Origin of the sequence: Paenibacillus sp. FSL R5-0473, assembly GCF_038004565.1 — a bacterium.
Classification (GTDB): domain Bacteria; phylum Bacillota; class Bacilli; order Paenibacillales; family Paenibacillaceae; genus Paenibacillus; species Paenibacillus amylolyticus.
On sequence record NZ_JBBORL010000001.1, the window covers coordinates 165081 to 191865 of the forward strand.

Here is a 26785-nt window from a genome sequence, read left to right on the forward strand (position 1 = left end):
AGGGATTGCTGATAGATGATTTTGCAGAAAAGGTTAGAGAAACGGCTTGGAATGACTATCCAATACGGAATCATGAGAAACGAAATTGCAGTGTGAACGTAAATAGAGACATGGACATCATTCTCTCTACCTGGTGATATCGGGTGAAGTAGAGCCTGTATACGGGTAATAGAAGGTATCTTGGAGTGCTATTCAGCTTAGGTGGAACGTTGGTCTTATATAGGGACAGTCAAAGGTCCAACTAGATCCCCGACCTGAGTCTAGGATGAAAAACCGTCCACGGTCTGTTTTGAAAAGTCGCGGAATCCCCTAGAATAAGGACATAAGGTTAAACAAGAAACACAGAAACAAAAAACAAGAAACAAACGAACAAATGACTCAACACATTAAAAGGAACGAATGGAAAGGGCGGTGAACAACAATTATGAGATTGAATAAGGGAAATGGATGGGCGATTGTATTGATTGCGCTGGGTGCACTACTACTCTTCGGAAAGTTAACTCCACTTCTTGGACACTTAATGGGTTATCTGATTCCGGTCCTGATGATTGCACTGGGATACTACGGAGTTAAACGAGGGAATGTGATGCTTGGCTGGATTGTTCTTATCATCGGTATCATCTCACTGATGGGTAAACTGGCATGGTTGATCGGACCGATCATCGCGATCGGGTTAATCATCTTTGGTATCTCAATGCTAAGCAATAACCGCAGTCGTCGTGGTCGGTACTAAGCTTTCACGATTATGAAAAGGAGGGACAGAACATAATGAGTGTATTTCGTCGAATGCGGGATATTACCGTAGCTAATCTGAACGAACATTTGGAGCAAAGTCAGGACCCAGTCAAACTGATTGATCAGTTCCTGGTCTCGACCCGCCAAGACATCGGTGAAGCCGAGAAACTTCGTCATCAATATGCAAGCCATACCAGACAAATGAAACAACAAGCCGATCAGGCAGCAGGTATGGTGAACAAACGGGAAGAACAGGCTTCCATGGCTCTGAAAGCAGGGGAAGAACATCTCGCTAAGCTGGCCTTGCAGGAGAAAATCCTCCACGAGGAAAAAATGGAACAGTACAATGAATTGTATGCACAAAGTTATGCGGCATTACAGGAGTTGGATGAACAGATCGACCAGCTGAAGGTTGAATATCAGAATGTATACAGCAAACGCCAATATTACTACGCTCGTATGCAGACGATTCAGTTACAGCAACGTATGAACCAGAGAGGCAATCACAACGGTCAGAATGTACCCCGTATGTTTAACCGACTGGATGATCAAGTCTCTGATCTCGAATATGAAGCACAAAGTCTCCGCGATATCCGGCGGATGAATCAAGATGGTTCAGGAGTGACTGGCAGCATGTCATCCTCTACGCTGGATAAGGAACTGGAACGCTTAAGACAGAAATTGAACAATGACAGAAAGGAGTAGTCACAATGAATAAATTATACCGCTCGGCGCGTAATCGAAGGCTAACAGGTTTGATCGGCGGCATTTCTGAAAATCTCGGATTGAGTACTACGCTGCTACGTATCATTTTCTTCATCAGTATTTTCGCTACGGGAGGTACATCATTGTTGATCTACTTCATCGCTGCGTTGGTGGTACCAAAGGAATCCAATCACGTTGATCCATATGCTTATGATTCCAACGTAAGAGGATACAAGTAAACGAAAGGAGCAAGCACATGAGCAAATTATACCGCTCAACGCGTGACCGGATGTTAACCGGCTTGTGCGGCGGAATTTCCGAAACCATCGGAATGGATTCCACCCTGTTGCGTATCATCTTTGTTATCAGTATCTTCGTAACTGGCGGCACGTCGTTGTTAATATACTTTATTGCAGCACTGGTGGTACCAAAAGAACCGTATCCGCCTTATGATCCATATGGCTATGGTCCGGGCCAAGGCCCTGGTCCTGGCAGAGGATACGACAACTATGATCATCAGCCACCAAGAGGTCCTTTTCAAAATAATCACAACCAACAAGGTCCTGGTAACTTCGGTCCCGGCCCTGGATTCAACGGCAGACCTCAATCTGGTCCCCGTTCTTATGACAACAACGCCTACGGAGCAGGAGCACCGCAAGAAAGTGAACTTGATTCCATGATGAAAGATATCGAGAAAAAAGCACTGAAAAAAGAAGTTGAAGAGCTTCGCCAAAAATTATCTCGTTACGAGAAGGGAGAAAAGTAAAATGGGAGTATTTAAACGGATTAAGGATATGACGAAAGCATCGGTAAATGATATGTTGGATAAAGTAGAGGACCCAATTGTAATGTTGAACCAGTACTTGCGTGATATGGAGGCTGAGATTCATGAGGCAGAGGTAACTGTTGCTAAACAAATGGCAAATGAGCGCCGCATGAAACAACGTTTGGATGAAGCGGAGCGTACTTCGGTACAACGTGAGTCCCAAGCAGAAGCTGCTCTGTCTAACGGTCAGGAAGAAGTGGCACGCAAATTGTTGGAAGAGAAAATCTACTTTGATCAAAAAATTACGGAGTACAGCGAACTGCATGCACAGTCCGAAGCACAAGCAAAAGATCTGTTGCAACAGTTGCATGATATGAAAGATGAGTTCTACAAAATGCGTAACAAACGTAATGAACTTGTATCCCGTGCACAAATGGCAAAAGCTAAAAAACAAATGTCTTCCATCAACAGCTTGCATTCGATCGAAAGTGGCGGCGCATCACTTGGATTCCACCGCATGGAAGAGAAAATCATGCAGCTGGAAGCTGAAGCTGACGTAGCTCGTGCACCTTATCGCAACACATCATCCACGTATACGAATCCTGTAGATGTGGAAAAACAATTCAAAGTGGATCAGCAATTAGAAGCCCTCAAAAACAAAATGGGCAATGGTTCCAAGAATGAAGCGAACGGAACTTCAAAAGAATAACTGTTCGCTTAGTGGACAATATGATATTCTATAAATCGTGTATAATGTACGGTTGGTAGAACAAAAGTTAAGCCATACAGGACTTCATTGCCTGATATGGCTTTTCCGTTGAATAAAGAGAGATTAACTTACAGAGGAGGTGCGGCGGGATGAATCAAAAGAGTAAATGGCTTGCAGTTGTCATTATGATTATTGGCACAATGATGTTATTGAATGACAATATTAACTTCCTGACCGCTGCCGCACTGATTCTGTTAACGGTTGGAATGCTTCAAGTCCGCAATGGGGATACCCGCAAAGGTCATCGTTATCTTGGCATTGGTGCGGCACTGTTATTGCTGGATAATTTAATGATTGTATTTTTGATTGTACTGGCTTCTTTAGCTTACTTTTATTCGAAAAACAAAAAGATTCATCTAGACGAAGGTGTTATGAAGAAACAGAATTTCATGGCTCGGTACTACTGGGATCAATCATCCTGGACGTTACGTAGTATGAGTCTGTGGCATGCCATAGGTGAGGTTAACGCGGATCTATCTCTTTCGATTCCGGAGGAGAAACAAACAATTGTGCTGCTGCAAGGAGTTATGGGTAATGTTCGCCTTACACTACCAGAAGATTATGGTGTGGAGATTGAAGCATCGGTTCTTTTCGGCCGGATTAATCTTCTTGGAGAACAAGATAGCGGCATGATGAACAAATTAGTATGGAGAACGCCTGGGTATGAATCCAGTGAACATAAAGCAAAATTTGTCATTTCTTATATTGTTGGCGACCTAAACATCAGTAATCCGTAGTAAAATAGATGAAGAGAAGGAGGAGACCCCGATGAAGACAAAACGACATACCGACATGGTAACCCGAAGTATGGGTGAAGGGATCCTCCTGGTTTTCATTGTGCTAGCTGTTATTTTGTATGTATTGTATACATATGGTTATCTTGCTCCGTTTACAGGCTGGCGGCATCTGATTCAATCGGGTCTGGCCTTATTGCTGCTTCTGATTGGAATCGGTGCGGTCTTTGGGTTCTATCAGAGTTACCGGGTTAAACGCCGGCTCGAACTGCTGCGGGAAACACTTCTACTGTGGGAGAAGGGCTCTCTATCACGCACTGTACCTGATCTGGGCGATGATGATGTGGGCCGTTTAAGTGAGCAACTCGGACGAATCGGCAAAAAGTGGGAAGATCAGATATCTACGCTCCAGCGATTGTCTACTCATAATGCACAGCTTGCTGAACAAGCCAGAATTACGGCTATTGTGGAAGAGCGGCAACGTTTGGCACGGGAACTGCATGATGCGGTATCGCAGCAATTGTTTGCGATATCCATGACAGCAACGGCCGTTGGACGGAAGATGGAGAAGGATTTTGAACGTGCTCAGCGGCAGGTGGCTTTGATTGAGGAGATGGCTTCGGTAGCCCAGTCCGAGATGCGTGCGTTACTGTTACATCTGCGTCCAGTCTATCTGGAGGGTAAACATCTCGAACAAGGTCTGCGTGATCTGGTGATGGAACTGAAAACAAAAGTACCCATGGACATTGTGCTCGAAATGGACGAAGACATTGATCTGATCAAAGGCATCGAGAATCATCTGTTCCGGATCGTTCAGGAGGCTATGTCCAATACGTTACGGCATGCAAAAGCGGAAAAAATGGAGATACGGATCCAGCGCCGTACTGATGCGATCCGGGTATTGATTCGTGATGATGGGCAAGGCTTTGATCTGGATGAGAATAAACAAGCTTCTTACGGTCTGGCTAACATGCGTGAACGTGTTACGGAGATTGGCGGGGCCATACATTTTGTAACAGCGCCTGGTAAGGGAACGCGGATTGAGATTACGATACCTTTGATGAACGATGAAAGCGAGGAAGAACATGTCAATGGAACCGGAAGTCGAAACGGAGACGGAAACGTCGATCAAAGTATTGCTCGTGGATGATCATGAGATGGTACGTATTGGTCTTGCAGCGGTACTGGATACCGAAGATGGAATTGAAGTTGTTGGTGAAGCAGGTAGTGGAGAGGAAGGCATTCGGCTCGCACAGGAATATAAGCCTGATGTTGTTCTGATGGACCTGGTTATGGAAGGAATGGATGGTATTGAGGCTACTCGTCAGGTACTTAAAATGTATCCAGAGTGCAAAGTCATTGTATTGACCAGTTACTTGGATGATGAAAAAATGTATCCTGTCATTGAAGCAGGCGCATTCAGTTATCTGTTGAAAACATCAAGAGCCAATGAAGTGGCAGATGCGATTCGCGCAGCAGCTCGCGGGCAATCCGTTCTGGAGTCACAGGTGGCTTCGAAAATGATGAATCGCTTCCGGCAGCCACAGGCAGCAGCTCCTTTGCATGATGAATTAACGGACCGAGAAATGGATGTGCTCCGGTTGCTCGCCAAAGGTAAATCGAATCAGGACATCGCTGATGATCTGATCATTGGTATCAAGACGGTCAAGTTCCATGTTACAAACTTACTGGCAAAATTGGGCGTAGACGACCGTACACAGGCCGCGATCTATGCTTATAAAAATGGACTTGCAGAGTAAAAACAAGAACTAAATGCAATAACATAATTAAGCCAAAGAACCGTGCATTAATGTGCGGAAGTTATAAATAAGAGATGATATATATAAATTGAACTAAAGATTTACACAAAACGGAGAGGACAGAAAGAACCAGAAGAAGCGAAGCAAAAGCTTTCTGAAGGAAAGCTACTTCGGAAGCATGCACTTCGCCTTTATCCCCGGATTTACCCTTTATAAAAAGAATCAAAAAAATTGGGGGATAACAGCGATCGGAAGGTTGTTCTGTCAGCGGAGTGGCGAGTGTAAATATTGTGTAGTTCAATTTATATAGAAAATTATAAATGAAAGCTCCGATCTGCCATGGATGTGGCGGGTGGGGCTTTTTTGCTGTGTGCAGAAGAAGTATAGCTAATGCGGGAAAGGGGTATGCTGTTGATAGATTCATAGAATGCAAGAATGAAGCGGGGGATTCAAATGTTAAATCGATGGATGACAGCAGGTATCTTGGCAATAGCTATCATAATTCTTATTGGTGTGACACAGGTATACGCAGAGAAGAACGAATCCAAAGCTGCCCAACTGGAACAGTTAATCTATACTGCTGACAGTGTGATTGATAATGTGGATCGTCTAGTTATTAAATGGCAAGGAGAAGGCAAGGGAGATGCACAAGCGCAGGCCGTGTTACTGGCAAGTAACTTGGGACTTGAACCACCTGTGCGGGTACGCCAGACGGGTCATGATGTTTACCGTAGTGAAGAGATAGTCGATACGGCTACTGGAGGTGTAGGCATGTTGGTCAATGTCGTCGATACAGGAGACAATGGTTACTATGCCATCGTACAACTCTCAGGGGATGCACACACGGATCGGAAGGCATTAATGACATTACATGAAGAGGTCGATCAACTGCTTGTAGACTCAGGGATGAAGGCAACCTGGAATATGTCTGTGCAAGGTACAGCAGTTACTGCTACGGAACATGATGCGAGTCAGCAACTGGAACTGATCGAAGAACAGCTGTCCACAAAGTTGGATATCGCCTCCGTCGAACGTTATACAGATGCAGGTACTGCAAGTGTCTCTTATAAGGCGGCTGAGCTGCCCCTATCGATCAAGAGTGGCTCGCACATGTTGAATATGCAACTCGCAGTTCACCAGGTTGGAGACGAGGTCGACAATCGAATTACAGTGGGGTTTCCGGTGATTACGATTGAATATTAAGGGATGAATTTTTCATGAATTAGGACCCAATATTGAGAATCTTTATCAGAAAAATGAGTTTGAAATAGTGCATCCATTCAGTTGATATGCTAAAATGGCATCACATCCAAGAAGGAACTTGCTGGTAATTGACAGTTGTATGTCGTGCATATATAACACCATTACATAGCTCGGGGAGAGCGTGAAGGTTATCTTCCCGGAAGAAAGAGGAGCCCATGGTTGAAAAACAATTGCAAGATGAAGTACAGACACCAGGCGCAGTATTTTTCATTTTTGGAGCAACGGGTGATTTGGCCCGCCGGAAGCTGTTTCCGGCTATCTACAGTCTTTACCGTGAAGGCAAGCTTGCCGAAGACTTTGCGGTTATTGGCGTAGCACGTCGTCCGAGGTCCCCAGAAGAATTCCGGGAAGACATCTATGAATCCATTAAAGAGTTCTGCCGTTATCCAGCGGGGGAACCTGATGAGTGGAACGCTTTTGTCGATCATTTTGAATACAAAGCACTGGATATCAATAATGTGGAAGGATTCAAAGAGCTACGTGCGCAGACGGAGCATCTGGAATCAAAGTTTAACACGCCGGGGAATAGGCTGTTCTATCTGGCACTGGCACCTGAGCTGTTTGGCAGTGTCTCGTACAGTTTGCGGGACGGCGGTATGTTGGAAAGTCAGGGGTGGAACCGTTTGGTGATCGAAAAACCATTTGGTTATGATCTGCAATCGGCCGAACATCTGAATGAGCAGATTCGTGAGGTATTCCGTGAAGAGGAAATCTATAGGATTGATCATTATCTGGGCAAGGAAATGGTGCAAAATATCGAAGTGATCCGCTTCGGAAATGCTTTTTTTGAACCGCTCTGGAACAACAAACATATTGCCAACGTTCAGATTACGCTTGGTGAGACCGTAGGCGTGGAAGAACGTGGCGGTTATTATGATCACTCCGGTGCACTGCGTGACATGGGGCAGAATCATATGCTCCAGATGCTGACAATGATTGCGATGGAACCGCCGAGTCGCCTATTCCCGGAAGACATTCGGGATGAGAAGGTGAAGGTATTACGCTCTCTACGGGCGTTCACCTCGGATGAGGAAGTGAGCAACAACGTTGTGCGGGGGCAGTATGCCGAAGGGGAGTACCGTGGCAAGCAGCTTCCGGGGTATCGCCAGGAAGACAAGGTTGATCCGGAGTCGAATACGGAAACTTATTTTGCAGCACGTGTATTCGTGGATAATTTCCGCTGGGCGGGTGTTCCATTTTACATTCGGACAGGCAAGCGACTTCCGGTGAAAACGACCGAGATCGTAGTTGAGTTCAAGTCGATGCCAAACAACGTATACCTTGGGAAAAAGTATAAATTGGAGCCGAATCTGCTGGTCATTCGGGTGAATCCGATGGAAGGCATATATATCAAAATCAATGCCAAGAAGCCAGGCTCGGATTCTGAGATTCAGCCACTCGCAATGGATTTCTGTCAGAGCTGCATGATTGGAATTAACTCGCCTGAAGCGTATGAACGTCTGCTGCACGATGCAGCAGAAGGGGATTCTACGTACTTCACCCGTTGGGATGAAGTGGCAACAGCCTGGTCTTTTGTGGATCGGATCGCAGCAGCCTGGGGGCAGAATCAAGGAGAGCTTCATACGTACCCTGCTGGAACTTGGGGACCAGAAGCGACAGATAAGCTGCTGGAGCAGGACGGATTCCACTGGTGGCCGGTGAATGGTCAGGACGAGGACAGCGTGATCTGGCAAGTGAATGGTTAGGGTAGGGTAAGGGCATTAACAACAGTATTAACAACATACACAACATGACTGAGCCTGGGGAAATCGCAAATTTTGCGGTGTACCCAGGCTTTTTAGTGGGGGAAAAGGTAGGTATCCATCCTAAGCAAATAAGTAATTTAAATTAAGTTGTTGACAAAAAGTAAGTATGTAACTTATACTCAACACATGAGTTAAAGAGTTACGCAAATGACAAACTTCATTCGGGCAAACGTTTCGGATAAGTTATCATTCATGAGATAAAATGTAAACCAGTTGAAGGGGTTTGCGTCACAGAGAATCATGAAGAAAAAATGTGCATAATATCTTTAATCTAAGAATACTATTTTGTATATATCGAATGGAGGAAAAAGAAAATGATGTTGGATGTAGGGTTGTTGTTGATTCGTTTGGTGATTGGATTGTCGTTCATGGCGCACGGGGCTCAAAAGCTGTTTGGTTGGTTCGGAGGTTACGGGATCAAGGGTACAGGTGGCTGGTTTGAGTCGATGGGCATGAAGCCCGGTGCATTGGTGGCGTTACTGGCTGGACTCGCGGAATTCGGGGGCGGATTGCTGCTGGCCCTGGGTCTGCTTACACCGGTAGGTGGCATTCTGATTGCATTGACGATGGTCATTGCGATTGTGAAAGTCCATGGTGCGAACGGATACTGGTCCACACAGAACGGATTCGAATATAATCTCGCGATTCTGGTGATTGGTGTAGCGCTGGCCCTGACGGGTGGCGGACAATACGCGCTGGATGCATTGATTTTCTAAAACCGATAAATAAAAATGAATGAGGAGTGCCTGGATGCCATGGAAATGGCTGAAGGGTGCTTTTTTTTTGCAAGTGAAAAGAGAAGAATCTGCGGTAGTAATCGGTTATTTTCGGTACAGATTATGGTACAATAGGAGAGTTGGGTTAAGAAGCAGTTCACGGTATACATGAAAGCACAGATTTGAGGAGGATGAACTCCATTGTAAATGTGTAAAATTAATCTAGTGTGTAAATACCTAGTACGTAAAAACTCGTGTACAATCAACCGGCCTCGCCGGATTGCATAAAGATTGAATGATGGACCGGCCATGCCGGATTAACGTGAATGAACGGACGAAAGGGATTAAACCTATGAGCAAAGCTGCAAATGAAATTCTTCAACAGGAAGTGGACAAACGCCGGACGTTTGCCATTATCTCTCACCCGGATGCGGGTAAAACTACATTGACCGAGAAACTGTTGCTGTTCGGGGGCGCGATTCGCCTTGCGGGAACGGTAAAAGCTCGGAAAGCCAGCAAACACGCAACAAGTGACTGGATGGAAATTGAGAAACAACGGGGGATCTCGGTTACCTCTTCCGTAATGCAATTTGATTATCTGGATCATCGCGTCAACATTTTGGATACACCGGGTCACCAGGATTTCAGTGAGGATACGTATCGTACACTGACGGCTGCCGATAGCGCGGTAATGTTGATTGACGTGGCAAAAGGTGTCGAGGCCCAAACGATCAAGTTGTTCCAGGTATGTGCGAAGCGCGGGATTCCAATCTTTACATTCATCAACAAACTTGACCGTGAGGGTAAAAGCCCATTTGACCTGATGGAAGAACTTGAAAATGTACTGGGTATTCGTTCGGTTCCGATGAACTGGCCTATTGGTACAGGTCGCGAGTTGTGTGGTGTCTATGACCGGATGAAAAATCAGGTGGAATTGTTCCAAGGGGACGATCACTCGACGATTAAAGTACAAAAGGTAGATGGCTACAAAGATCCGATTATCCGTGAGATGGCAGGAGAATACCTGCATGATCAATTGTGTCAGGATCTGGAGTTGCTGGATATTGCGGGCGACCAATTCGACATGGAGAAAGTTCAACGCGGTGAATTGACCCCTATTTTCTTCGGTAGTGCGATTAATAATTTCGGCGTACAGACTTTCCTGGAGAATTTCCTGGAACTGGCACCGAAGCCTGAACCACGTCGCAGTACGGCAGGAGAGATTCAGCCAACGAATGAAAAATTCAGCGGTTATGTGTTCAAGATTCAGGCAAACATGAACCCGGCACACCGGGATCGTATTGCGTTCCTGCGAATTGTATCAGGCAAGTTCCAACGTGGAATGAGTGTGAAGCATACTCGTGTGGGCAAAGAGATCAAGCTGTCACAGCCACAGCAATTTCTGGCACAAGACCGGGATATTGTCGAAGAGGCATATGCTGGCGATATTATCGGTTTGTTCGATCCGGGTATCTTCCGGATTGGCGATTCACTGAGCCAAGGCAGCGAGGTTATCTTTGAGGAGTTGCCAACGTTCTCGCCAGAGATTTTCGCCAAAGTTACTGTGAAAAATGCATTGAAACATAAACAGTACCAAAAGGGAATTGATCAGTTGACGGAGGAAGGAACCATTCAGGTGTTCCAGACGGCAAGTTTCGACGAGACTATCCTCGGCGTAATTGGTCAACTTCAGTTCGAGGTATTTGAATACCGGATGAAAGGCGAGTATGGGGTAGACGTACTATTACAACGCATGCCTTATCAGTTCGCTCGCTGGATCGTGGACGAGAATCTGGACCCAAGCAAATTCCGGATTAACTCTGCGCTTGTAAAAGATAAAAAAGGAAATTATGTAGTGCTCTTCGAAAATGAGTACGCAATGAGAACGGCTATGGATAAAAATCCTACAGCTCAATTCCTGGAGACTGCGCCTTAAGTGAAGACAAAAGTATTTCGTGGGAATTGTTAAAAAATTAGTTAAACGTGACAAGCTCATGTGATGAGATAGCTTGTTAAAAATAAGATCCCTCCGCCAATTGGCGGAGGGATCTATTGCTATACACCTTACCTGGAGGCGGGTATGATCCAGCCGAATAAGGGAAAGCTTTCTTTTGCAGACAGAACAAACGTAATGATGGTTACCTTACCCTCCAATGCTTCACTTAGCGAAGCGGTTGAACGGGAATGGTGTGCAGATGCTCCTGCGCGATTTGAATGAGTTCTTCCTGCTTGGCAGGTTCTGTGTTCTTCCAGATCATCTCGAAAATGGCGCCAAGTCCAGGTAATGCAGCTTCCGGTCCATCTACTGAACCTTCAATCATCTCCCGGAGCTGATCATCACTCTTGTCATGAACTTTATGAACAATCGCTTCACGCAGGCTTAATGTAATGGGCATCGCAATTCCCTCCTCGTATATTCGGCTGCTCTAATACTGTTCCCTGGGAAGCCCTAGCGCATTCAAGTTTATCAGGCTTTGTGGTATACTACGAAGGATTATTTACGTTAGCATGGGTATCCGTAATGATGCGTCATGCTGAAGAGCAGCGGGAGGTTAAGACCCTAATGGCCAAGAAACAGTATGCCGTAATTGGCATGGGACGGTTCGGATCAAGTGTTGCCAATGCACTGAGTGGCATGGGATTCGACGTGCTGGCAATTGATGCGGACGAGCAGCGGACTCAGGAAATGTCCAATGTGGTGACCCATGCGGTATCGGCAGATTCAACAGATGAAGAAGCGCTGCGTGCGCTGGGCATACGGAATTTCGACGTTGTCGTTGTGGCGATTGGTGAAGATATTCAGGCGAGCATTCTGACAACCCTGATATTGAAAGATATGGGTGTACCCGTTCTGATCGTAAAAGCTCAAAATGAGCTTCATGGTAAGGTATTGCAGAAGATTGGGGCGGATAAAGTCATCTATCCTGAGCGGGATATGGGACTACGCGTAGCCCATCATCTGACCTCGCCTAATATACTGGATTACATCGAGTTATCTGAGGATTACAGCATTCTGGAGATGAGAGCCTCCGAGCAAATGATCGGTAAAAACCTGATGGAATTAAACATCCGTGCACGTTTTGGTTGTAACGTGATGGCGATTCGCAGTGGGAATTCGATGAACATCTCGCCGTACGCGGAGGACCGGATCGAAGCTGGAGATGTGCTGATCATTGTGGGTCACAAGGATCATTTGACGAAAATGGAGCTTGCGTATCCGAAGTGATGGATGCAGATAGGAAGGATGGAAAGATGGATATTGTATCACCGCAAAATACACGTGTAAAAGAATGGGCGCAGTTGCTGGAGAAAAAGCATCGTACCCGTCAACATAAATATATCATTGAGGGCATTCATCTGGTACAGGAAGCATTACGTGCCGGAGCGGATCTGGAGTGTATTGTGTACGATGGAGAGCAAGGCGTACCGAATGAGCTTGCCGGGCTTGAGAATCCGCTACAGCGTGTGGAGTGGGTTAGTGTATCTCCAGCGGTTATCGCCAAATGTACGGATACGATGACGCCACAGCCTGTATTCGCAATTGTGCGTAAAGGCAGTGAGCCACTGGAAAGCCTGATCGCAGGAGCGCGTGGGCTTGTTGTTGTGCTGGACGGAGTGCAAGACCCGGGTAATGTGGGGACGATCATCCGTAGTGCGGACGCAGCTGGAGCTGCGGGGGTTGTACTTGGCGCGGGCTGTGCTGATGTGTATAACCCAAAGACGATTCGTTCGACGATGGGGTCATTGTTTCATTTGCCCATTGTGGAGGGCCAGTTGGAATCCTTGCTTCCCGAAGCGAAGGCTGCGGGCGTGAAGCTGGTTAGTACTTCTTTGCAGGCAGAGCATTCATGTTATAGCTATGATTTTACGCAGTCGGTATGGCTTGTGATTGGTAACGAAGGCAAGGGTATCTCGGATGCTACAGCACGCTTGGTGGATGATTCGATTACGATCCCGATGCAGGGACAGGCAGAGTCGCTTAACGCGGCAATGGCGGCAACGATTTTGTTATTTGAGGCGATGAGACAGCGGATGTTGTAGGTAGTGATATAACTCAAATTTTGTGGTTTATATCATCGAATGAGACAACATAAATACGCGGATAAATATATTCTCAAGTTCTGTTAATCGTCTAATTAAATTCTCTTGTTTTTATATGATTTAGTAAGATAAACCTCCTGCTGATAACAAACTTAATAACTAACACGAACAGTCCCCATGAATAGTAATAATTCTTCGGGGACTGTTTGTACTTTATGGACAGAAGGTGACAGTAATAATGAAGAGCATAGGGAAAAAATGAAATATGTTATAAAGTTGGACAAGCTTAATCAAACTGAGTTTTCTCAGATAATTGGTGTGTCTCAGGGAGCATTAAATGATTTAGAAAAAGATAAATATAAACCCTCTTTGGAAACGGTAGTTACCTTGAAGGAAAAATTTGATGTTGATCTGGATTCGTTTCTTTTTGATCAATGTGCGATAGTTTCAAACTCAGAAAGATTTAATGTGAGATTAAATGAGATAGAATCAAATTTAATTTCAGGCTTTCGAAGGCTTAACGTGGAAGATAAACAAGAAGTAGAAGGGATTTTAGAATTAAAGTTAAAACGATATAATGCTCCATAATAATCAAATGATTTATTACCTTTTTACTGTTGGATCATGTTCAGAGTAGAGTAATAAAAAGCTAGATATTACACTAAATTGCTGTTGTAGAGTATTCAGCGAAAAAAAGATAATACAACAAAAAAAGTCGCTGTAATAGCGACTTTTTTTGTTGTATAAGTATTAGTAATTGTAAGGGTTGAAAAAAGTGCAAGAACCAAAGGTTTAAATAAAACATTAAAAAGTAGCTATTCTATCCTAATAGTAAATAGCGGTGGAGCCCTTAATACACTTGTAGTGTAAATAATTCTACATTCATTTTGTTGAAAATGAATGTAGAATTGGAGACCATATGCTACCATCGCAGGAACGTCCTATCCCTTTATTTTATTATAGCTATAGAATCTCTTAGTTATGAAAATGGTTATGCAATAAAATTACTATTTAGCGTCTTTCAGTAATTATAAAAAAACTTAAATGTGAGAACTCTGGAAAAGTTCTATGAATTTTCTGGCGGCTGAGCTTAGAGGGAAATTATTTTTCACAGCTATGCTTAGATGCCTCTTTGGGATATTTTCCTTCACAGGTATGATAAATAATTCTTCGCGTTCTACATATTGATGAATGAAATCTTCAATGACACATGAAACACCCAATCCCTTTCTTGCAAACTCAATTAGCAATTCCATCGTACTCAATTCAGCTTTAGGAGTTACTTTTAACTTATATGAAGCAAAAACATTGTCAATGTAATTTCGAGTGTTTAGTCCCTTTTGAAGTAAATTGATGGGATGATTAGATACTAACCCCTGAAGTGATATTGCCTTCTGACTTAGTTCTCTAAACCTCTCTCCGACCACAAAACAATCTTGTATTTCTATTTTTCCGATCACAGATAATGAATCTTGTTTTACATCTAAATTAATAATGCCAATATCGACTTCACCTGATTCTAACTGTTTAACCGTGGTATACGTAGATTGGTCTTTAATATATATCTCAATGTTAGGATATGACAAAGAGTAGGATTCTATATATTTCATCAAAAAATTACTACAGGCGGTAGTACTGACAGCTAATCGAAGTTCGCCAGCATCCAAATTATTAAACTCCTCAAATTTTCGTTCGGCTGCTTGTAACAGTTCGTAGCTTTGTTCCACGTATTGAAAAAGAATTTTCCCTTCAGAAGTCAAAGTTACACCTTGAGCCTTTCGGTGAAATAATTGTCTTCCCATTTTACTTTCTAAAAGTTTTATCGACTGGCTTACGGCCGACTGGGAAGTAAATAATTCTTTTGCTGCATTAGACATACTCCCAGCTTTAACAGTGATATAAAAAACCTTATACAGTTCAAAGTTTATATTCATATAAGTATCCAGTATACCTCCCATACTAATTATTAATTTTACTTATTCTTATCTCTGGATTATACTCGGATTGTTAGAAAATAATCAATGGTTAAATCAATATCAATCACTCCAGTATAGTCCTGAGATTACACGGGTTATCCATTAATCAATAGATATTTGATTTCTTTCTTTAAGGAGTAAAAAGTGCTACTCGAGTTGTGAAAGTATGAATGAATGGATATTATTGAGAACGTTTAACTTGTCCCGATGCTGGAGTGATTCATTCTCTGAACGAAAGGAAAACACAATAATGGCAATATTTTTTATGATATTTGCATTACTGGCTGGCATGGCATTGCCCACCCAGTTCAGTGTGAATTCTCAGTTAAGAACTGTTGTTGGTTCACCCATTACAGCTTCAGCCATTTCATTCACAGTAGGAGCAGTTTCTCTAATAATTATTTCTTTTTTCACGAGAGGGCCATTGGTAAAGAAAGAATGGTTGGAAGCTCCCTTGTGGATGTGGACAGGGGGACTCTTAGGAGCCTTTTACGTCTTGGCAACAACAATCCTTATGCCCAGAATCGGAGTGGCGGCTACTGTGGGATACGTATTGGCAGGGCAGGTTATTATCTCTATTATTATTGATCATTTCGGATTAGTCGGAGCTACAATGCATGCCATAAATCTTCCCCGAATGGTGGGAGCTTTGTTGGTTATTGCTGGAGTTATAATTGTACAAAAATTTTGAATTAGTATTGTGAGGGAAGTGTATGAGAGATATAAGAGAAGATTTTTTATGGGGAGGAGCTATTGCTGCTAACCAAGTCGAAGGCGCATTTCAGAGAGATGGAAGAGGTCTAAGCACTGCTGACATTCAACCATTTGTACCTGGTGCTAAGCCCACCGAGTTGCATTTCAATGAGATGGATTCAGAAATGTATGAACGCTATAAAAACGGCTCTTATTATTACCCTAAACGTCAAGGGGTGCATTTTTATGATCGCTATCAAGAATATATCGATGTGTTAGCTGAAATGCATGTGAAAACATTACGATTATCCATTTCATGGAGTAGAATTTATCCGAATGGGGATGATGAATTCCCAAATGAACAAGGTTTAGCCTTCTATGATCAATTGTTCGATTATATGAAACAAAAGAATATTGAGCCAATCGTCACCATGTTCCATTATGAAATGCCGTTACACTTGGTTGAGCGATATGGAGGTTGGGTGAACCCCAAACTCATTGATTATTTTGTGAAGTATGGACAAACTTTGATAGAAAGATTTCAGAATAAAGTGAAGTACTGGATCATTATTAATCAGATTAACTTAGTACACAAAGAAGCTTTTGCTTCACTTGGCATACTGAAGGATAAAGTCGATCACTACGAACAGGCAAAATTCCAGGCTATTCACCATCAGTTTGTTGCTTCATCAAAAATAACTCAGTATGGGCACAAAATAAATTCAAACCTTCAGTTAGGTGTGATGTTAGCGGACACGTTAACCACAGCGTACTCATGTGAGCCTGAAGATGTGAAGTTAAGCTTTAAACGGAACCGGATGCAATATTTTTATAGCGATGTCCTCATTCGAGGAGAATATCCTGATTACGCATACGCTTATTTTGAAGAAAATGGTATTCGGTTGAATATTGATGAAACAGAGAAGGAGCTTCTCAGGAATAACACAGCGGACTTCCTTGCTGTATCCTACTATTGGTCCAATACGGTCAAGGCAAGTGAAAATACAATGGATCCGAATACAACCGTCAAGAATCCCCATCTAAAAGCGAATCGTTGGGGCTGGTCTATCAATGCAACCGGACTTTATCTCTGCATGTCTAACTATTGGGATAGATATCATGTTCCGATGATGATCGCAGAAAACGGTATTGGTTTCAAAGATATATTAACGGAAGATAATTTTGTTCACGATGACTATCGTATTGAGTATCATAAGGATCACATTTCCGCCATGATAGAAGCAATACATGATGGCGCAGACATATTTGCTTATTGTTCATGGGCACCCTTCGATATCATCAGTGCAGGTACTGCAGAAATGAGTAAACGTTATGGCTTCATTTATGTGGATTACGATGATGAGGGAAACGGTAGTGGACAATTCCATCACAAAGATAGTTTTTACTGGTATAAGCAGCTTATTGATTCAAACGGTAAAGATTATTCCCATCCAAGTGTGAATAGTTTAAATGACAATAAATCAAAATGATTAAGACATCCCGGATCATCTTTGTTTAATGGAATAAACAAAGATGATCCGGAAAGTTGAACTGGGGGGAAAACAATGAGTCATCAAAAGTTGGCAAAAGAAATCCTTGAGGGCGTAGGCGGTAAAGAAAATGTGAATGCTGTTTGGCATTGTGCCACAAGACTACGTTTTAAACTTAAGGATGTCAATGCTGCAGATACGAAAAAAATTGAAGAAACAGATGGAGTCATCACTGTTGTAAATAGTGCAGGGCAATATCAGGTTGTTGTTGGTAACTCTGTGGCTCAAGTCTTTGAAGAACTTACTTCGTTGCCAGGAATGGATACACATATTTCTTCTAACTCTGAAAGCGCTTCAGAGGAGGGGGGTAAAAAATTCAATCCAATAAGCCAATTGATGGATTTCGTTTCTGCTGTATTTACTCCGTTCCTTGGAGCATTAGCGGGTGCAGGGATTCTGAAAGGAATCTTAGCTTTGGTGATAACACTAAACTGGTTGTCTAGTGAAAGTGGCGCATATAAAGTATGGAATGCAGCAAGTGATGCAATTTTTTATTTCTTACCTATATTCTTGGCCTTTACAGCGGCCAAAAAGTTAAGAGTGAATCAATTCGTAGCTGTTTCCTTAGCTGGGGCACTGATTCACCCCTCCTTGGTAGAAGTAGTTACAAAATCACAAACACTTGATTTCTTTGGTATACCTCTTGTACCGATTACTTACACAGCTTCCGTATTTCCCATTTTGTTGTCTATCTGGGGCCTTTCCTACCTGGAACCATTCTTGAATAAAATTTTCCCGGAGTCAATTCGTAATATGTTGACTCCACTGGCTTCGTTAGTAATGATGTTACCATTAACCTTGGCCCTTATTGGCCCCGTAGGAACACAAATTAGCGATGTATTTGCGTGGATATTGCTTGCAGTTTATGGTTTTTCTCCACTGTTGGCTGGGTTAGTATTAGGTGCTTTCCACCAATCGATCGTAATCTTTGGAGTACATTGGGCACTTATTACGCTTATGATTAACAACGTCGCTAACCAAGGATACGACCAATGGTTACCTATTGTATGTGCAGCAGTACTTTCTCAAGCTGGAGCAGCACTCGGTGTGTTCTTGAAAACGAAAGATAAAAAGCTAAAAGGTTTATCGGGCTCTGCTGCCCTCACAGCTATTTTTGGGATCACAGAACCGGCAATCTACGGTGTAACTTTGAAATTAAAACGCCCATTCTACTGTGCCATGATAGCTGCCGGTATTGGTGGAGCAGTGATTGGTTCTTTCGAAGTTCATGCATCCACGTTCACATTCCCAAGTTTGTTAGCGATTCCAACCTATTTGGGAAATGGTTTTCTAGGAGAGATAATTGGATTAATTATTGCTTTCTTTGGCGCTGTTATCCTAACATACCTTTTCGGGGTATCTAATAAAAGTGAGATCATGCCCACTGTAAAAGCTCTTCCGAATGAGGTATTGGTGCCCGTGGAAGGTCAGGTAGTTTCTTTAACTAGTGTAAACGATGAAGTATTTGCTTCTGAAGCAATGGGAAAGGGAGCAGCAATAATACCATCAAGTGGAGTAGTGAGCGCACCTGTCAATGGTAAGATAAGTAGTGTGTACAAAACAGGGCATGCGATCGGTATTGTTTCGGATTCTGGAATTGAACTTTTGATTCATATTGGTATAAATACAGTGAAACTAAAAGGACAGCATTTTAAACCCGTGGTGAAGGAAAATGATCAGATTAAAATTGGGGACAAATTGGTAGAGTTTGATCTGAAACAAGTTGTAGATGCAGGCTACGATCCAACTGTAATGATTGTGGTTACAAACTCATTCAATTATGATCAGGTTCAAGTCAATTTGGATAATCCAAACTCAAATCAATTGCTACTAATAACTTCACCAGAAGCTAAAGAATGATTTAGTGTATTAATGAAATATGATATTATGGGAATCGTATAAAGCTAAGAAGAAATTGCACATTCATTCAAATTTAATTCTTTTTTGAGGGTTTGGCGTGCTCCATTATCTATTGACGGAGTTCTCGTCGAACAAGTAAATGATAATAAGAAAAGAAGGACTGCGTTTAGCACTCCTTCTTTTTATTATATTGATTTTCAAGTCATTCATTCATCTATCTAGTTTAACTGTTACAGTTATAATAAGTGGTGGATAGATTTGTTGGTTGAGATTACACAATAAAGTAGTAAACAAATGACAGGATTAATATTTTTTCACAGACAGAGCCTAAGCACACCGAGTTTTTTTTATAAACGCCTGAGTAGGCGTTTATTTTGATTCCGAAACTTTCGCTTTTAAAAATATTGGATGATATCAGACCGATTATATTGACTTGTTTTAAGCTAATAGCTACTATCTCAAATCCTAATCTCCAAGAAAGGTAAATTGTGAATTATAGCTTTTTTCACTTTTCAATAAGAGATTTCAAAAGGAGGTTTATATATGAAGGAATTATTCACGATAGGTGACTTATCAAAATTATTTCAAGTTAAAATTTCTACACTTAGATATTATGATGACATTGGTCTCTTGAAACCGGAATATGTGGATGAAAAAAATAATTATCGGTATTATTCAACTCAACATTTTGAAAGATTAAGTACTATAAAATATTTAAGAGCTCTCGGTTTACCGATAAACGACCTTTTAGAGTTTTTCGATTACCGTGATACGGATCGGCTAATTGAAATGTTAAAAAAGCAACAAATAGAAGTTGCTAATAAAATTAGAGAACTCGAGTTAGTAGATAAAAAAATTAAGCGACGATTGGATCAGATAGATGATGCAATAAACAAACCACTAGGCACGATTGCAGAAGTGAAGCTTCCCAAACTAAGAGTTGCCCATTTAATTCGTGAATATAGACCTGATGAAGATATTGAATATCCAATTGCTGAATTGAGAAAAAACTTTAACATTGAAGGAAGCATATTTTTAGGTAAAATTGGTATATCGGTTGCTTTACAAGACATTCAATCAAATAAATTTGACAGATATAACAGTATTTTTATGATTTTAGAGGAAGGCGACATAATCCCTAAGGCGGTGATCATTCCTTCTCGGGAATATTTAAGAGTGCGTTTTAGAGGAACTCATGCCAATGCTTTTTTATTTTATGAAAAGCTACTTCTTTATAGTCGGGAACATCATTATAATATTTTAGATGATTCTATCGAAGTGACATTAATTGATTACGGAATCACTAATAGTGTGGAAAAATACGTTACAGAAATATTATTACCCTTTAGTCGCTAACAAAATCACTTGACCCTCTAGTAACTAGAGGGTTTATTTTTTTTATAAGCTGATTATTAAAGGAGAGAAAAATAATGTTTGGAACCGTCTTTAATGTACTAATGATTATTTTAGGTAGTAGTATTGGGAGTGTTTTTAAAAAGGGGATAAAAAACGAATACCAAGAAATCTTGATGAACTCAATGGGATTAGCTGCGATAGCGCTTGGAATTAATTCGATCGTACAACATATGCCTTCTAGTAAATATCCGGTTTTGTTTATTGTTAGTCTGGCTTTAGGTGCATTAATTGGTCAGAGGTTTAACTTGGAATTGAAGTTTTCCAAAATTGTTAGCAGATTTTCGAAAGGGAATTTAGCGGAGGGATTATCTACTGCTATTTTATTATTTTGTATAGGTTCCTTATCGATACTCGGTCCGGTTGAAGCTGCTCTAAATGGTAATATGACATACTTATTTGCTAATGGAATGTTAGATTTTATCACTTCTATTGTTTTAGCTTCCACATTTGGGATAGGTATAGCATTTTCAGCTCTTGTATTATTTTGCTGGCAGGGCTCCATTTATTTAATTGCCACTTTAATAGAGAATTCTTTGAATACAGATCTTATGAATGAGATATCAATCATTGGGGGGATCCTGATATTGTGTTCTGGATTGAGCATTTTAGGAATTAAAAAGTTTAAGACGTTAAATCTGTTGCCGGCATTAGCTATTCCTCCACTTATGTTCTTAATTCTGTTTGTTTTTAATTTGTAGAATACTAAAATAAATAGATGAAAGTATACAAAAAATGAAATTGGAATCGTAATTACTTTGCCTAAAGGTGTTGTTTATGGGGTTCAAAACGCAAATTTAGAGAAGAAGTTAGAATGGTGTATACTAACGCTGGAGTGATCTAAAAAACTACAATTTCATTATATGTAAATGTGACAAGGGCTGAGGTGTACGATCGATTTGATTTTGTTGGATGTCAATTTGCCAGATGGATCGGGATATCAACTGTGTAGTGAAATCCGGGTAACGTCGCAAGTACCCATTATCCTTTTGACGGAGATGAGGAGGCGAACGTCGTCGCGGGACAAGAACATTGTTCCATTTAAAGTCGCTACTATAGCGGCTTTTTTGATTTAAGGAACCAAGTTCTTGTCCCAAGCTGAGGACAAGAACTTGGTTCGGTACGTACATTCGCATTTTCAGAGTAAACTGAAGTACATTTTGTTTTGGATGATAAAAAACACAATGGACTGATAATCAATTACGTCGGCACACCAGCAGTATACTGATTGAATTAATAAATTTATCTTAATTAAACATAAAGCCTTCTTTCCTTCGGAGAGAAGGTTTTTAGTCTAATTAGAATTTTGTTGACACACGTTTAGCCTAATGTTAGGATACATATACCCTAACATTAGGCTAAATAATTATAGGGTAAAGAGGAGATTGAATTTATGAGTGTTTTATCCATTGTTTTGCAAGTGATTTTAGGGTTAGGTTTTCTTATGTTTGGGTTGATGAAGTTTGGGTCCAAGCAGATGGTAGAAGGATTTAAGCACTATGGATATCCTGGAGCCTTTCGAGTGTTTACAGGGTTGATCGAAGTCATTGCAGCAGGTTTAGTTATTGCAGGTATTTGGAATGAAGGTTTAGCTGCATGGGGTGGTTTGCTCATCGTGGTAACGATGATCGGTGCGATCATGACCCACATTAAAATAAAGGATCAATTGAAACAAATGCTTATGCCGATCATTTTATTAATTCTAGGGTTGGTCGTATTTCTAATCAATTACGGATCTTTGTTTGTGTGAATGGTCCGTTAAACTAAGGAGTGAGTATAATGAGAATCCAAATTATTAAACCCAAAGATCAAGCGAGTGGTCAGTTCGATGGTGGTAAAATCAAAGAACAAAAACCAATCGGTTTTTCCGGAGAAGGCTCCATCATTACTCGAGTAGGCCCCCTATTTTACTGGGCTTGGGCTCATTCTCAGGAACCAGCAGAAATCGGATTCCATCCACATCAAGGCTTCGAAATCATCACTTATGTGATCCATGGTAAGGGATATCATCGGGATACACTGGGTACGGAAAGTGTTGTACAAGAAGGAGGAGCTCAGCTCATGCAAACAGGCTCTGGTGTGCAACATGCTGAGGCGTTAAAGGAACCAACTGAAGCCTTTCAAATTTGGTTTGAACCACATCTAAGCCAAGCCGTTAAACGTACACCTATTTATTCGCAATTCGATTCTAATCAGTTTTCGTTAGTGGATATAGATGATGTCAAAATTAAAACACTCTTAGGAAACAATTCTCCTATGCAAACCGTGACTGATGCTAAAATGTGGGATGTACTTATTCCTAAGGGAACAGTATATACTCATAGCCTTTCCTTGGGTCGTACATTGGCTAGTTTAGCCATTAGAGGAGATGGAACTCTTTTGTCAGACACAATTAAAGCAACTCATTTCTCACATAAGGATTTTATTATCGTTCAATCAGAGCAAGAGGAGAGAGTAGCCATACAAGCTATTGATCAAGACCTTAGAATCTTGCTTATTGAAGTTCCGACTGAAGTTGATTATCCTTTATACAGAAAACCAAGATAACAAATACTGTTTTTTGGGAAGGTATCTAATAGGAGGTCCTGTACATGTTTCAAGGAGATGAACAAAGTCAGATAGATTTACGGCTTTTCCGTGTGTGGGTAAAGGCCAGTAAAACTGTTTTTGATGATGTTGTAAAAGATATAGAACGATACGGCATTAGTAATGAGAACTTTATGGTGCTGGAACTCCTCTACAATAAAGGACCACACACGGTCCAAAGTATAAGTGAGAAATTTTCGATCCCTAGCGGGAGTATCACATATGTAGTTGATAAGCTTGAAAAGAAAGAATTAGTAAAGCGAGAACCCAGTCCGACAGACCGTCGATCTTCAATTGTAGTCATTACAGATCAAGGCCAAAATGTATTCAAAGAGATCTTTCCTCAACACGTTGAGGTCATATCCAAAAATCTGTCTTCTATTACCAATGAAGAAAAAATACAGTTAACCGATCTTCTCAAGAAACTTGGACTAGGTGCCAGTAAGATCAACGAATGAATTGAGATGAAACCAACTTTTGGTTTCTAGGCCTCCATGGAACTCATATGGAAGGACAGACTAAGATGGAACAATATCGTATTCAACAAGAAAAAGGTATGGAGATCGGTCTCTATTCCATTGGAGATCATTTAAGCAATCCTCTCACAGGCCATCGCATCTCTGCACAGCAACGGATTAACGAATTAATCGAAACTGCCAAACTGGCTGAAGAAGCAAGACTTGATGTATTCGCAGTAGGGGAGAGTCATCAGCCGTTATTTGCAACCCAGGCACATACTGTGATCCTTGGAGCAATTGCCCAAGCAACCAAAACCATTAAAATCGCCAGCTCGGCAACAGTCCTGAGTACATCTGACCCGGTTCGAGTATATGAAGACTTTGCAACGTTGGATCTGATTTCAAATGGACGTGCGGAAATTGTAGCAGGACGTGGCTCACGTCTAGGTGCATATGAATTATTAGGTTTTGATGTGAGTAACTATGAAGAACTATTTGAAGAGAAATTGGCATTACTGCTGAAGATTAACGAAGAAGAGCGTGTTACATGGCAAGGGGAGTTCCGGGCACCACTACATCATGCCGAAATCATCCCCCAACCATTACATGGGAAAATGCCGATATGGCGTGCAGTAGGAGGACCACCGGCAAGTGCGATTAAAGCAGGTTTAGCAGGGGTACCCATGATGCTAACGACACTTGGTGGACCGTCAACAGCATTTAAAACTGCTGTAGATTGTTACCGTGAAGCTGCACGAAGTGCAGGCTTTGATCCTGCAAGATTACCCATCTCCACAACGAGTCTCATGTACGTAGCTGAAGATAGCCAAACAGCCTTACGCGAATACTACCCACATATTAATAACGCTACGGTTCAATTAAGAGGTAGTGGTTACCCTGAGCAACAATTCTTGGCTGCTACCGATTATCGAGATGCACTCATGGTGGGCTCTCCTCAACAAATTATTGAAAAAATGTTGTATCAATACGAGATGTATGGGCAACAACGCTTCTTAGCCGAGATCGATGCAGGTGGCGTCAGTATGGATCAGATTAAAAAGAACATTGAACTACTAGCAACAATCATTATGCCTGCTGTTAAGAAACATACACAAATATAATGAATAAAGTGATGCTACTAATTTATTGTGTGATATTTGATCCGCTAAACGTTTATATCAATAACGAATTGAATATTAGCAGTGTTTGGCTGTTACTGGTAAAGAAGGCATGACCAAAATGAAATTGCATTTTCCTTATGTGAGTATGGGAAGGCATATCGTTTTGGTCTTTTTTATATCCAAATTCAGAAAGAGCTTTCGGTATTGGTTGGAAAAAGGGATAATATCGCTCGGCTTACGCACCGCGCAACCCGACTTCGGTTCGAATTGCACGACATCTCCCAAAGCAAAGACAGAAAAACTCAAAGCTCTTCCAGGCGTCATTACTGTTGTTAAACCTTTAGTTAAGGAGAATGATCGGATTATCATTGGTGACAAAATAGTTGAATTTGATTTGGAACAAATTAAGGCTGCTGGCTATGACCCTACTGTCATGGTGGTTGTCACAAATTCATATCAGTATGATCAAGTCCAAGTAAATCTAGATAACTCTAATTCCAAACAACTGCTACAAGTAAAACCAAAGGATCCTAACCAAACCACTTCCTAATGTAAACTGAACATACATGTTTAATAACATCACTAAACATTTTTTCCAAGGAGCTTACTAAGCTGTGGAAATTTTTTGAAATTATATTAGGCGTACTAACAACACCTCTTTGCTCACAATTGTAAGACTTTTTGTCTACCTTGATTGTGTGTAAAGAGGTGTTCTATTTTTTTATGGAATTATAGACTGCTTTGTCTCGTCTATAAAAGCCGACAATGAAGGTGTGATTAGGGTATCCTTTCGCTTTACAAACATGGTGGTTACTAAGGAGTATTTATCTGGTGAGTTATGGCAGTTTACCTTTCCTCGAGATTCATAATCCGCCATGATGGAATAGGGCAGTAAAGTGATCCCCAATCCTGCACTAACACATGCAAGGATAGTTTCAAGCGTTCCAAATCCCATTAATTACACGGGCAATAGCTGAAGGAATGTGTTTAGCTTTGCGCGTTAGGAGCATCCTTAAGGGAAAACTAGCATGGTATGATTCTGAATATCATGAATGGATTGTATTAAGGGATGTTTTGGTGAGGTTACAAGTACAAGTGTTTCTTCAATTACTTTGTCTTGTGTTAATTCAGGGTGCTCGATAGGACCCGAAACAAAAGCCACATGTAATTCATAGTCACGCAAAGCAGGCCAATGATGGATTTGATGAGAACATTCATGTCTATTAAAACTCCAGTCTTTTTGTCTTTCTCTTTGAAGCACCACAGCAGGGATTTTACATTCAAATCCCGAATAGGTGATATAGTTTCTATTTCTTAAGCTGATGGGCAGGTGTATAAATTGAAAATGAATAATGGAAAAGGAAAAACTCACCTTAGGGAATTTATGACTTGGGCCGGGGAAAAGGGCTGGGACATAATGAGTAAATCCGGTTCGCAGTCACATTTAAACAGCAGCGTTACTTCAAGATATAAAGGACTTCCAGATGAATATTTAGAATTTCTAAATGTAGTTGAAAAATGCGTTGCACCGGATGAGAAAACCTGGTTTATTTGTGAGGCTGAGTTCAACAATAGCACGGAGACCGCATTCCAATGGAATGAATTTGAAATGCTTAGTTTGGAGGCAGCAGAGGGTGATTCTATTTGGCAGTCAGAGATAACGGCCTGGTGGGATCATCACTTGCCGATCGTAATGTCTGTGGAAGATGGATATTCCTTCTATGCCATTGACTTAACAACGGACAGTGGAGCTATTGTCCGTGGATGTGAGCCTGAATTTGAAGAGGTTGAAAAGGTATCCGATTCGTTTGGAGAATTTCTGGGATGGATGATGTCGAATTCAGATTAGCATAGCCAGGAAAGGTTGATGGTT

General features: G+C 41.6%; 30 protein-coding genes and 1 pseudogene. 28 read left to right on the top strand and 3 right to left on the bottom strand.

The genetic code is table 11. The features are described from left to right. The first annotated feature begins 424 nt into the window (after positions 1 to 424). From MKY28_RS00800 to MKY28_RS00855, 12 genes are all read left to right on the top strand, one after another. Entirely contained in the window at positions 425 to 733 is a 309-nt protein-coding gene (locus MKY28_RS00800) for a LiaF transmembrane domain-containing protein (RefSeq protein WP_017692311.1), read from the top strand. A 35-nt stretch (positions 734 to 768) separates the two neighbouring features. Beyond that, entirely contained in the window at positions 769 to 1440 is a 672-nt protein-coding gene (locus MKY28_RS00805) for a PspA/IM30 family protein (RefSeq protein WP_017692312.1), read from the top strand. 5 nt (positions 1441 to 1445) lie between these two features. After that, entirely contained in the window at positions 1446 to 1679 is a 234-nt protein-coding gene (locus MKY28_RS00810; protein WP_036673255.1) for a PspC domain-containing protein, read from the top strand. A gap of 17 nt (positions 1680 to 1696) precedes the next feature. After that, complete coding sequence (locus tag MKY28_RS00815) at positions 1697 to 2206, top strand: PspC domain-containing protein (RefSeq protein ID WP_017692314.1); 510 nt, start codon at positions 1697 to 1699, stop codon at positions 2204 to 2206. Between the two features lies 1 nt (position 2207). Continuing rightward, the gene (locus MKY28_RS00820; RefSeq protein WP_340934397.1) at positions 2208 to 2915 is read left to right on the top strand and encodes a PspA/IM30 family protein; all 708 of its coding nucleotides are present in this window, start codon (positions 2208 to 2210) and stop codon (positions 2913 to 2915) included. Positions 2916 to 3064: 149 nt separating this feature from the next. Next, positions 3065 to 3712 carry a cell wall-active antibiotics response protein LiaF gene (gene liaF / locus MKY28_RS00825; RefSeq protein WP_036605686.1) on the top strand — a complete coding sequence of 216 codons (648 nt, stop codon included), beginning with the start codon at positions 3065 to 3067 and terminating at the stop codon, positions 3710 to 3712. A gap of 31 nt (positions 3713 to 3743) precedes the next feature. Then, entirely contained in the window at positions 3744 to 4859 is a 1116-nt protein-coding gene (locus MKY28_RS00830) for a sensor histidine kinase (RefSeq protein WP_036605687.1), read from the top strand. Continuing rightward, complete coding sequence (locus MKY28_RS00835) at positions 4801 to 5469, top strand: response regulator transcription factor (RefSeq protein ID WP_091020933.1); 669 nt, start codon at positions 4801 to 4803, stop codon at positions 5467 to 5469. Before MKY28_RS00830 ends, MKY28_RS00835 begins: the two co-directional genes overlap by 59 nt. 468 nt (positions 5470 to 5937) lie before the next feature. Then, positions 5938 to 6672, top strand: a complete 735-nt coding sequence (locus MKY28_RS00840; protein WP_340934399.1) for a YwmB family TATA-box binding protein — start codon at positions 5938 to 5940, stop codon at positions 6670 to 6672. Positions 6673 to 6887: 215 nt separating this feature from the next. After that, entirely contained in the window at positions 6888 to 8438 is a 1551-nt protein-coding gene (zwf, locus tag MKY28_RS00845; RefSeq protein WP_340934401.1) for a glucose-6-phosphate dehydrogenase, read from the top strand. A gap of 377 nt (positions 8439 to 8815) precedes the next feature. Further along, positions 8816 to 9214 (top strand): DoxX family protein, encoded by a 399-nt coding sequence (locus MKY28_RS00850; RefSeq protein WP_024634146.1) that lies wholly within the window; start codon positions 8816 to 8818, stop codon positions 9212 to 9214. A gap of 352 nt (positions 9215 to 9566) precedes the next feature. Further along, a complete protein-coding gene (locus tag MKY28_RS00855) occupies positions 9567 to 11150 on the top strand; it encodes a peptide chain release factor 3 (RefSeq protein WP_017692322.1) in 1584 nt (527 codons plus the stop codon). Between the two features lie 226 nt (positions 11151 to 11376). On the opposite strand, the gene sspI is transcribed toward MKY28_RS00855, so the two are convergent. Then, complete coding sequence (sspI, locus tag MKY28_RS00860) at positions 11377 to 11610, bottom strand: small acid-soluble spore protein SspI (RefSeq protein ID WP_036673259.1); 234 nt, start codon at positions 11608 to 11610, stop codon at positions 11377 to 11379. 128 nt (positions 11611 to 11738) lie between these two features. Here sspI and MKY28_RS00865 point away from each other — a divergent pair, with 128 nt between their 5' ends. The 3 genes from MKY28_RS00865 to MKY28_RS00875 all read left to right on the top strand — a co-directional run bounded on the left by MKY28_RS00865 (position 11739) and on the right by MKY28_RS00875 (position 13843). After that, positions 11739 to 12440 carry a potassium channel family protein gene (locus MKY28_RS00865; protein ID WP_076254620.1) on the top strand — a complete coding sequence of 234 codons (702 nt, stop codon included), beginning with the start codon at positions 11739 to 11741 and terminating at the stop codon, positions 12438 to 12440. 26 nt (positions 12441 to 12466) lie between these two features. Beyond that, on the top strand, positions 12467 to 13255 hold the full coding sequence (locus MKY28_RS00870) for a TrmH family RNA methyltransferase (protein WP_340934403.1): 789 nt from the start codon (positions 12467 to 12469) through the stop codon (positions 13253 to 13255). Between the two features lie 177 nt (positions 13256 to 13432). Continuing rightward, positions 13433 to 13843: a helix-turn-helix transcriptional regulator gene (locus MKY28_RS00875; protein WP_083677483.1), complete on the top strand. Its 411-nt coding sequence runs from the start codon at positions 13433 to 13435 to the stop codon at positions 13841 to 13843. A gap of 452 nt (positions 13844 to 14295) precedes the next feature. Here the strand turns inward: MKY28_RS00875 and MKY28_RS00880 are convergent, their stop codons facing one another. Further along, complete coding sequence (locus MKY28_RS00880) at positions 14296 to 15189, bottom strand: LysR family transcriptional regulator (RefSeq protein ID WP_340018510.1); 894 nt, start codon at positions 15187 to 15189, stop codon at positions 14296 to 14298. Positions 15190 to 15481: 292 nt separating this feature from the next. On the opposite strand from MKY28_RS00880, the gene MKY28_RS00885 reads away from it, so the two are divergent. The 12 genes from MKY28_RS00885 (at position 15482) to MKY28_RS31690 (ending at position 25462) form a co-directional block, all read left to right on the top strand. Then, entirely contained in the window at positions 15482 to 15922 is a 441-nt protein-coding gene (locus tag MKY28_RS00885) for a DMT family transporter (RefSeq protein ID WP_076328939.1), read from the top strand. Between the two features lie 22 nt (positions 15923 to 15944). Further along, positions 15945 to 17414, top strand: coding sequence for a glycoside hydrolase family 1 protein (locus tag MKY28_RS00890; RefSeq protein ID WP_076328940.1), 1470 nt, complete (start codon positions 15945 to 15947; stop codon positions 17412 to 17414). A gap of 75 nt (positions 17415 to 17489) precedes the next feature. Continuing rightward, positions 17490 to 19334 carry a beta-glucoside-specific PTS transporter subunit IIABC gene (locus tag MKY28_RS00895; RefSeq protein ID WP_340934407.1) on the top strand — a complete coding sequence of 615 codons (1845 nt, stop codon included), beginning with the start codon at positions 17490 to 17492 and terminating at the stop codon, positions 19332 to 19334. A 543-nt stretch (positions 19335 to 19877) separates the two neighbouring features. After that, positions 19878 to 20690 (top strand): MerR family transcriptional regulator, encoded by an 813-nt coding sequence (locus tag MKY28_RS00900; protein WP_340934408.1) that lies wholly within the window; start codon positions 19878 to 19880, stop codon positions 20688 to 20690. Positions 20691 to 20764: 74 nt separating this feature from the next. After that, the gene (locus MKY28_RS00905) at positions 20765 to 21448 is read left to right on the top strand and encodes a DUF554 domain-containing protein (protein ID WP_340934409.1); all 684 of its coding nucleotides are present in this window, start codon (positions 20765 to 20767) and stop codon (positions 21446 to 21448) included. 219 nt (positions 21449 to 21667) lie between these two features. Then, positions 21668 to 21823, top strand: a complete 156-nt coding sequence (locus tag MKY28_RS31680; RefSeq protein WP_445670916.1) for a hypothetical protein — start codon at positions 21668 to 21670, stop codon at positions 21821 to 21823. A 317-nt stretch (positions 21824 to 22140) separates the two neighbouring features. Beyond that, positions 22141 to 22497 carry a DoxX family protein gene (locus tag MKY28_RS00915; protein WP_076328945.1) on the top strand — a complete coding sequence of 119 codons (357 nt, stop codon included), beginning with the start codon at positions 22141 to 22143 and terminating at the stop codon, positions 22495 to 22497. A 29-nt stretch (positions 22498 to 22526) separates the two neighbouring features. Then, positions 22527 to 23294: a pirin family protein gene (locus MKY28_RS00920; RefSeq protein ID WP_340934411.1), complete on the top strand. Its 768-nt coding sequence runs from the start codon at positions 22527 to 22529 to the stop codon at positions 23292 to 23294. Positions 23295 to 23338: 44 nt separating this feature from the next. Then, the gene (locus MKY28_RS00925; protein WP_076328947.1) at positions 23339 to 23791 is read left to right on the top strand and encodes a MarR family winged helix-turn-helix transcriptional regulator; all 453 of its coding nucleotides are present in this window, start codon (positions 23339 to 23341) and stop codon (positions 23789 to 23791) included. 65 nt (positions 23792 to 23856) lie between these two features. Next, positions 23857 to 24912: an LLM class flavin-dependent oxidoreductase gene (locus tag MKY28_RS00930; protein ID WP_340934413.1), complete on the top strand. Its 1056-nt coding sequence runs from the start codon at positions 23857 to 23859 to the stop codon at positions 24910 to 24912. A 204-nt stretch (positions 24913 to 25116) separates the two neighbouring features. After that, positions 25117 to 25248 carry a PTS transporter subunit EIIB gene (locus MKY28_RS31685; RefSeq protein WP_445670878.1) on the top strand — a complete coding sequence of 44 codons (132 nt, stop codon included), beginning with the start codon at positions 25117 to 25119 and terminating at the stop codon, positions 25246 to 25248. Beyond that, entirely contained in the window at positions 25235 to 25462 is a 228-nt protein-coding gene (locus MKY28_RS31690; RefSeq protein ID WP_445670917.1) for a PTS glucose transporter subunit IIA, read from the top strand. The genes MKY28_RS31685 and MKY28_RS31690 overlap by 14 nt, the downstream gene beginning before the upstream one ends. Positions 25463 to 25633: 171 nt before the next feature. Here the strand turns inward: MKY28_RS31690 and MKY28_RS00940 are convergent. Further along, positions 25634 to 26284: pseudogene (locus MKY28_RS00940) on the bottom strand (LysR substrate-binding domain-containing protein). Between MKY28_RS00940 and MKY28_RS00945 the strand changes: the two are divergent. Continuing rightward, the gene (locus MKY28_RS00945; RefSeq protein ID WP_340934417.1) at positions 26258 to 26761 is read left to right on the top strand and encodes an SMI1/KNR4 family protein; all 504 of its coding nucleotides are present in this window, start codon (positions 26258 to 26260) and stop codon (positions 26759 to 26761) included. The pseudogene MKY28_RS00940 and the gene MKY28_RS00945 sit on opposite strands and share 27 nt — an antisense overlap. Positions 26762 to 26785: the final 24 nt, after the last annotated feature.

Excerpts from the sequence above, each read along its gene's own strand:
- MKY28_RS00865 (WP_076254620.1), top strand. The coding sequence starts at position 11,739 with ATGCGTCATGCTGAAGAGCAGCGGGAGGTTAAGACCCTAATGGCCAAG.
- MKY28_RS00915 (WP_076328945.1), top strand. The coding sequence starts at position 22,141 with ATGAGTGTTTTATCCATTGTTTTGCAAGTGATTTTAGGGTTAGGTTTT.
- MKY28_RS00945 (WP_340934417.1), top strand. The coding sequence starts at position 26,258 with ATGAATAATGGAAAAGGAAAAACTCACCTTAGGGAATTTATGACTTGG.
- MKY28_RS00930 (WP_340934413.1), top strand. The coding sequence starts at position 23,857 with ATGGAACAATATCGTATTCAACAAGAAAAAGGTATGGAGATCGGTCTC.
- zwf (WP_340934401.1), top strand. The coding sequence starts at position 6,888 with ATGGTTGAAAAACAATTGCAAGATGAAGTACAGACACCAGGCGCAGTA.
- liaF (WP_036605686.1), top strand. The coding sequence starts at position 3,065 with ATGAATCAAAAGAGTAAATGGCTTGCAGTTGTCATTATGATTATTGGC.
- MKY28_RS00890 (WP_076328940.1), top strand. The coding sequence starts at position 15,945 with ATGAGAGATATAAGAGAAGATTTTTTATGGGGAGGAGCTATTGCTGCT.
- MKY28_RS00895 (WP_340934407.1), top strand. The coding sequence starts at position 17,490 with ATGAGTCATCAAAAGTTGGCAAAAGAAATCCTTGAGGGCGTAGGCGGT.
- MKY28_RS00885 (WP_076328939.1), top strand. The coding sequence starts at position 15,482 with ATGGCAATATTTTTTATGATATTTGCATTACTGGCTGGCATGGCATTG.
- MKY28_RS00830 (WP_036605687.1), top strand. The coding sequence starts at position 3,744 with ATGAAGACAAAACGACATACCGACATGGTAACCCGAAGTATGGGTGAA.
- MKY28_RS00905 (WP_340934409.1), top strand. The coding sequence starts at position 20,765 with ATGTTTGGAACCGTCTTTAATGTACTAATGATTATTTTAGGTAGTAGT.
- MKY28_RS00900 (WP_340934408.1), top strand. The coding sequence starts at position 19,878 with ATGAAGGAATTATTCACGATAGGTGACTTATCAAAATTATTTCAAGTT.
- MKY28_RS00870 (WP_340934403.1), top strand. The coding sequence starts at position 12,467 with ATGGATATTGTATCACCGCAAAATACACGTGTAAAAGAATGGGCGCAG.
- MKY28_RS00810 (WP_036673255.1), top strand. The coding sequence starts at position 1,446 with ATGAATAAATTATACCGCTCGGCGCGTAATCGAAGGCTAACAGGTTTG.
- MKY28_RS00805 (WP_017692312.1), top strand. The coding sequence starts at position 769 with ATGAGTGTATTTCGTCGAATGCGGGATATTACCGTAGCTAATCTGAAC.
- MKY28_RS00820 (WP_340934397.1), top strand. The coding sequence starts at position 2,208 with ATGGGAGTATTTAAACGGATTAAGGATATGACGAAAGCATCGGTAAAT.
- MKY28_RS00850 (WP_024634146.1), top strand. The coding sequence starts at position 8,816 with ATGTTGGATGTAGGGTTGTTGTTGATTCGTTTGGTGATTGGATTGTCG.
- MKY28_RS00855 (WP_017692322.1), top strand. The coding sequence starts at position 9,567 with ATGAGCAAAGCTGCAAATGAAATTCTTCAACAGGAAGTGGACAAACGC.
- MKY28_RS00925 (WP_076328947.1), top strand. The coding sequence starts at position 23,339 with ATGTTTCAAGGAGATGAACAAAGTCAGATAGATTTACGGCTTTTCCGT.
- MKY28_RS00800 (WP_017692311.1), top strand. The coding sequence starts at position 425 with ATGAGATTGAATAAGGGAAATGGATGGGCGATTGTATTGATTGCGCTG.
- sspI (WP_036673259.1), bottom strand. The coding sequence starts at position 11,610 with ATGCCCATTACATTAAGCCTGCGTGAAGCGATTGTTCATAAAGTTCAT.
- MKY28_RS00880 (WP_340018510.1), bottom strand. The coding sequence starts at position 15,189 with ATGAATATAAACTTTGAACTGTATAAGGTTTTTTATATCACTGTTAAA.
- MKY28_RS00840 (WP_340934399.1), top strand. The coding sequence starts at position 5,938 with ATGACAGCAGGTATCTTGGCAATAGCTATCATAATTCTTATTGGTGTG.
- MKY28_RS00920 (WP_340934411.1), top strand. The coding sequence starts at position 22,527 with ATGAGAATCCAAATTATTAAACCCAAAGATCAAGCGAGTGGTCAGTTC.
- MKY28_RS00815 (WP_017692314.1), top strand. The coding sequence starts at position 1,697 with ATGAGCAAATTATACCGCTCAACGCGTGACCGGATGTTAACCGGCTTG.
- MKY28_RS00875 (WP_083677483.1), top strand. The coding sequence starts at position 13,433 with ATGAATAGTAATAATTCTTCGGGGACTGTTTGTACTTTATGGACAGAA.
- MKY28_RS00835 (WP_091020933.1), top strand. The coding sequence starts at position 4,801 with ATGGAACCGGAAGTCGAAACGGAGACGGAAACGTCGATCAAAGTATTG.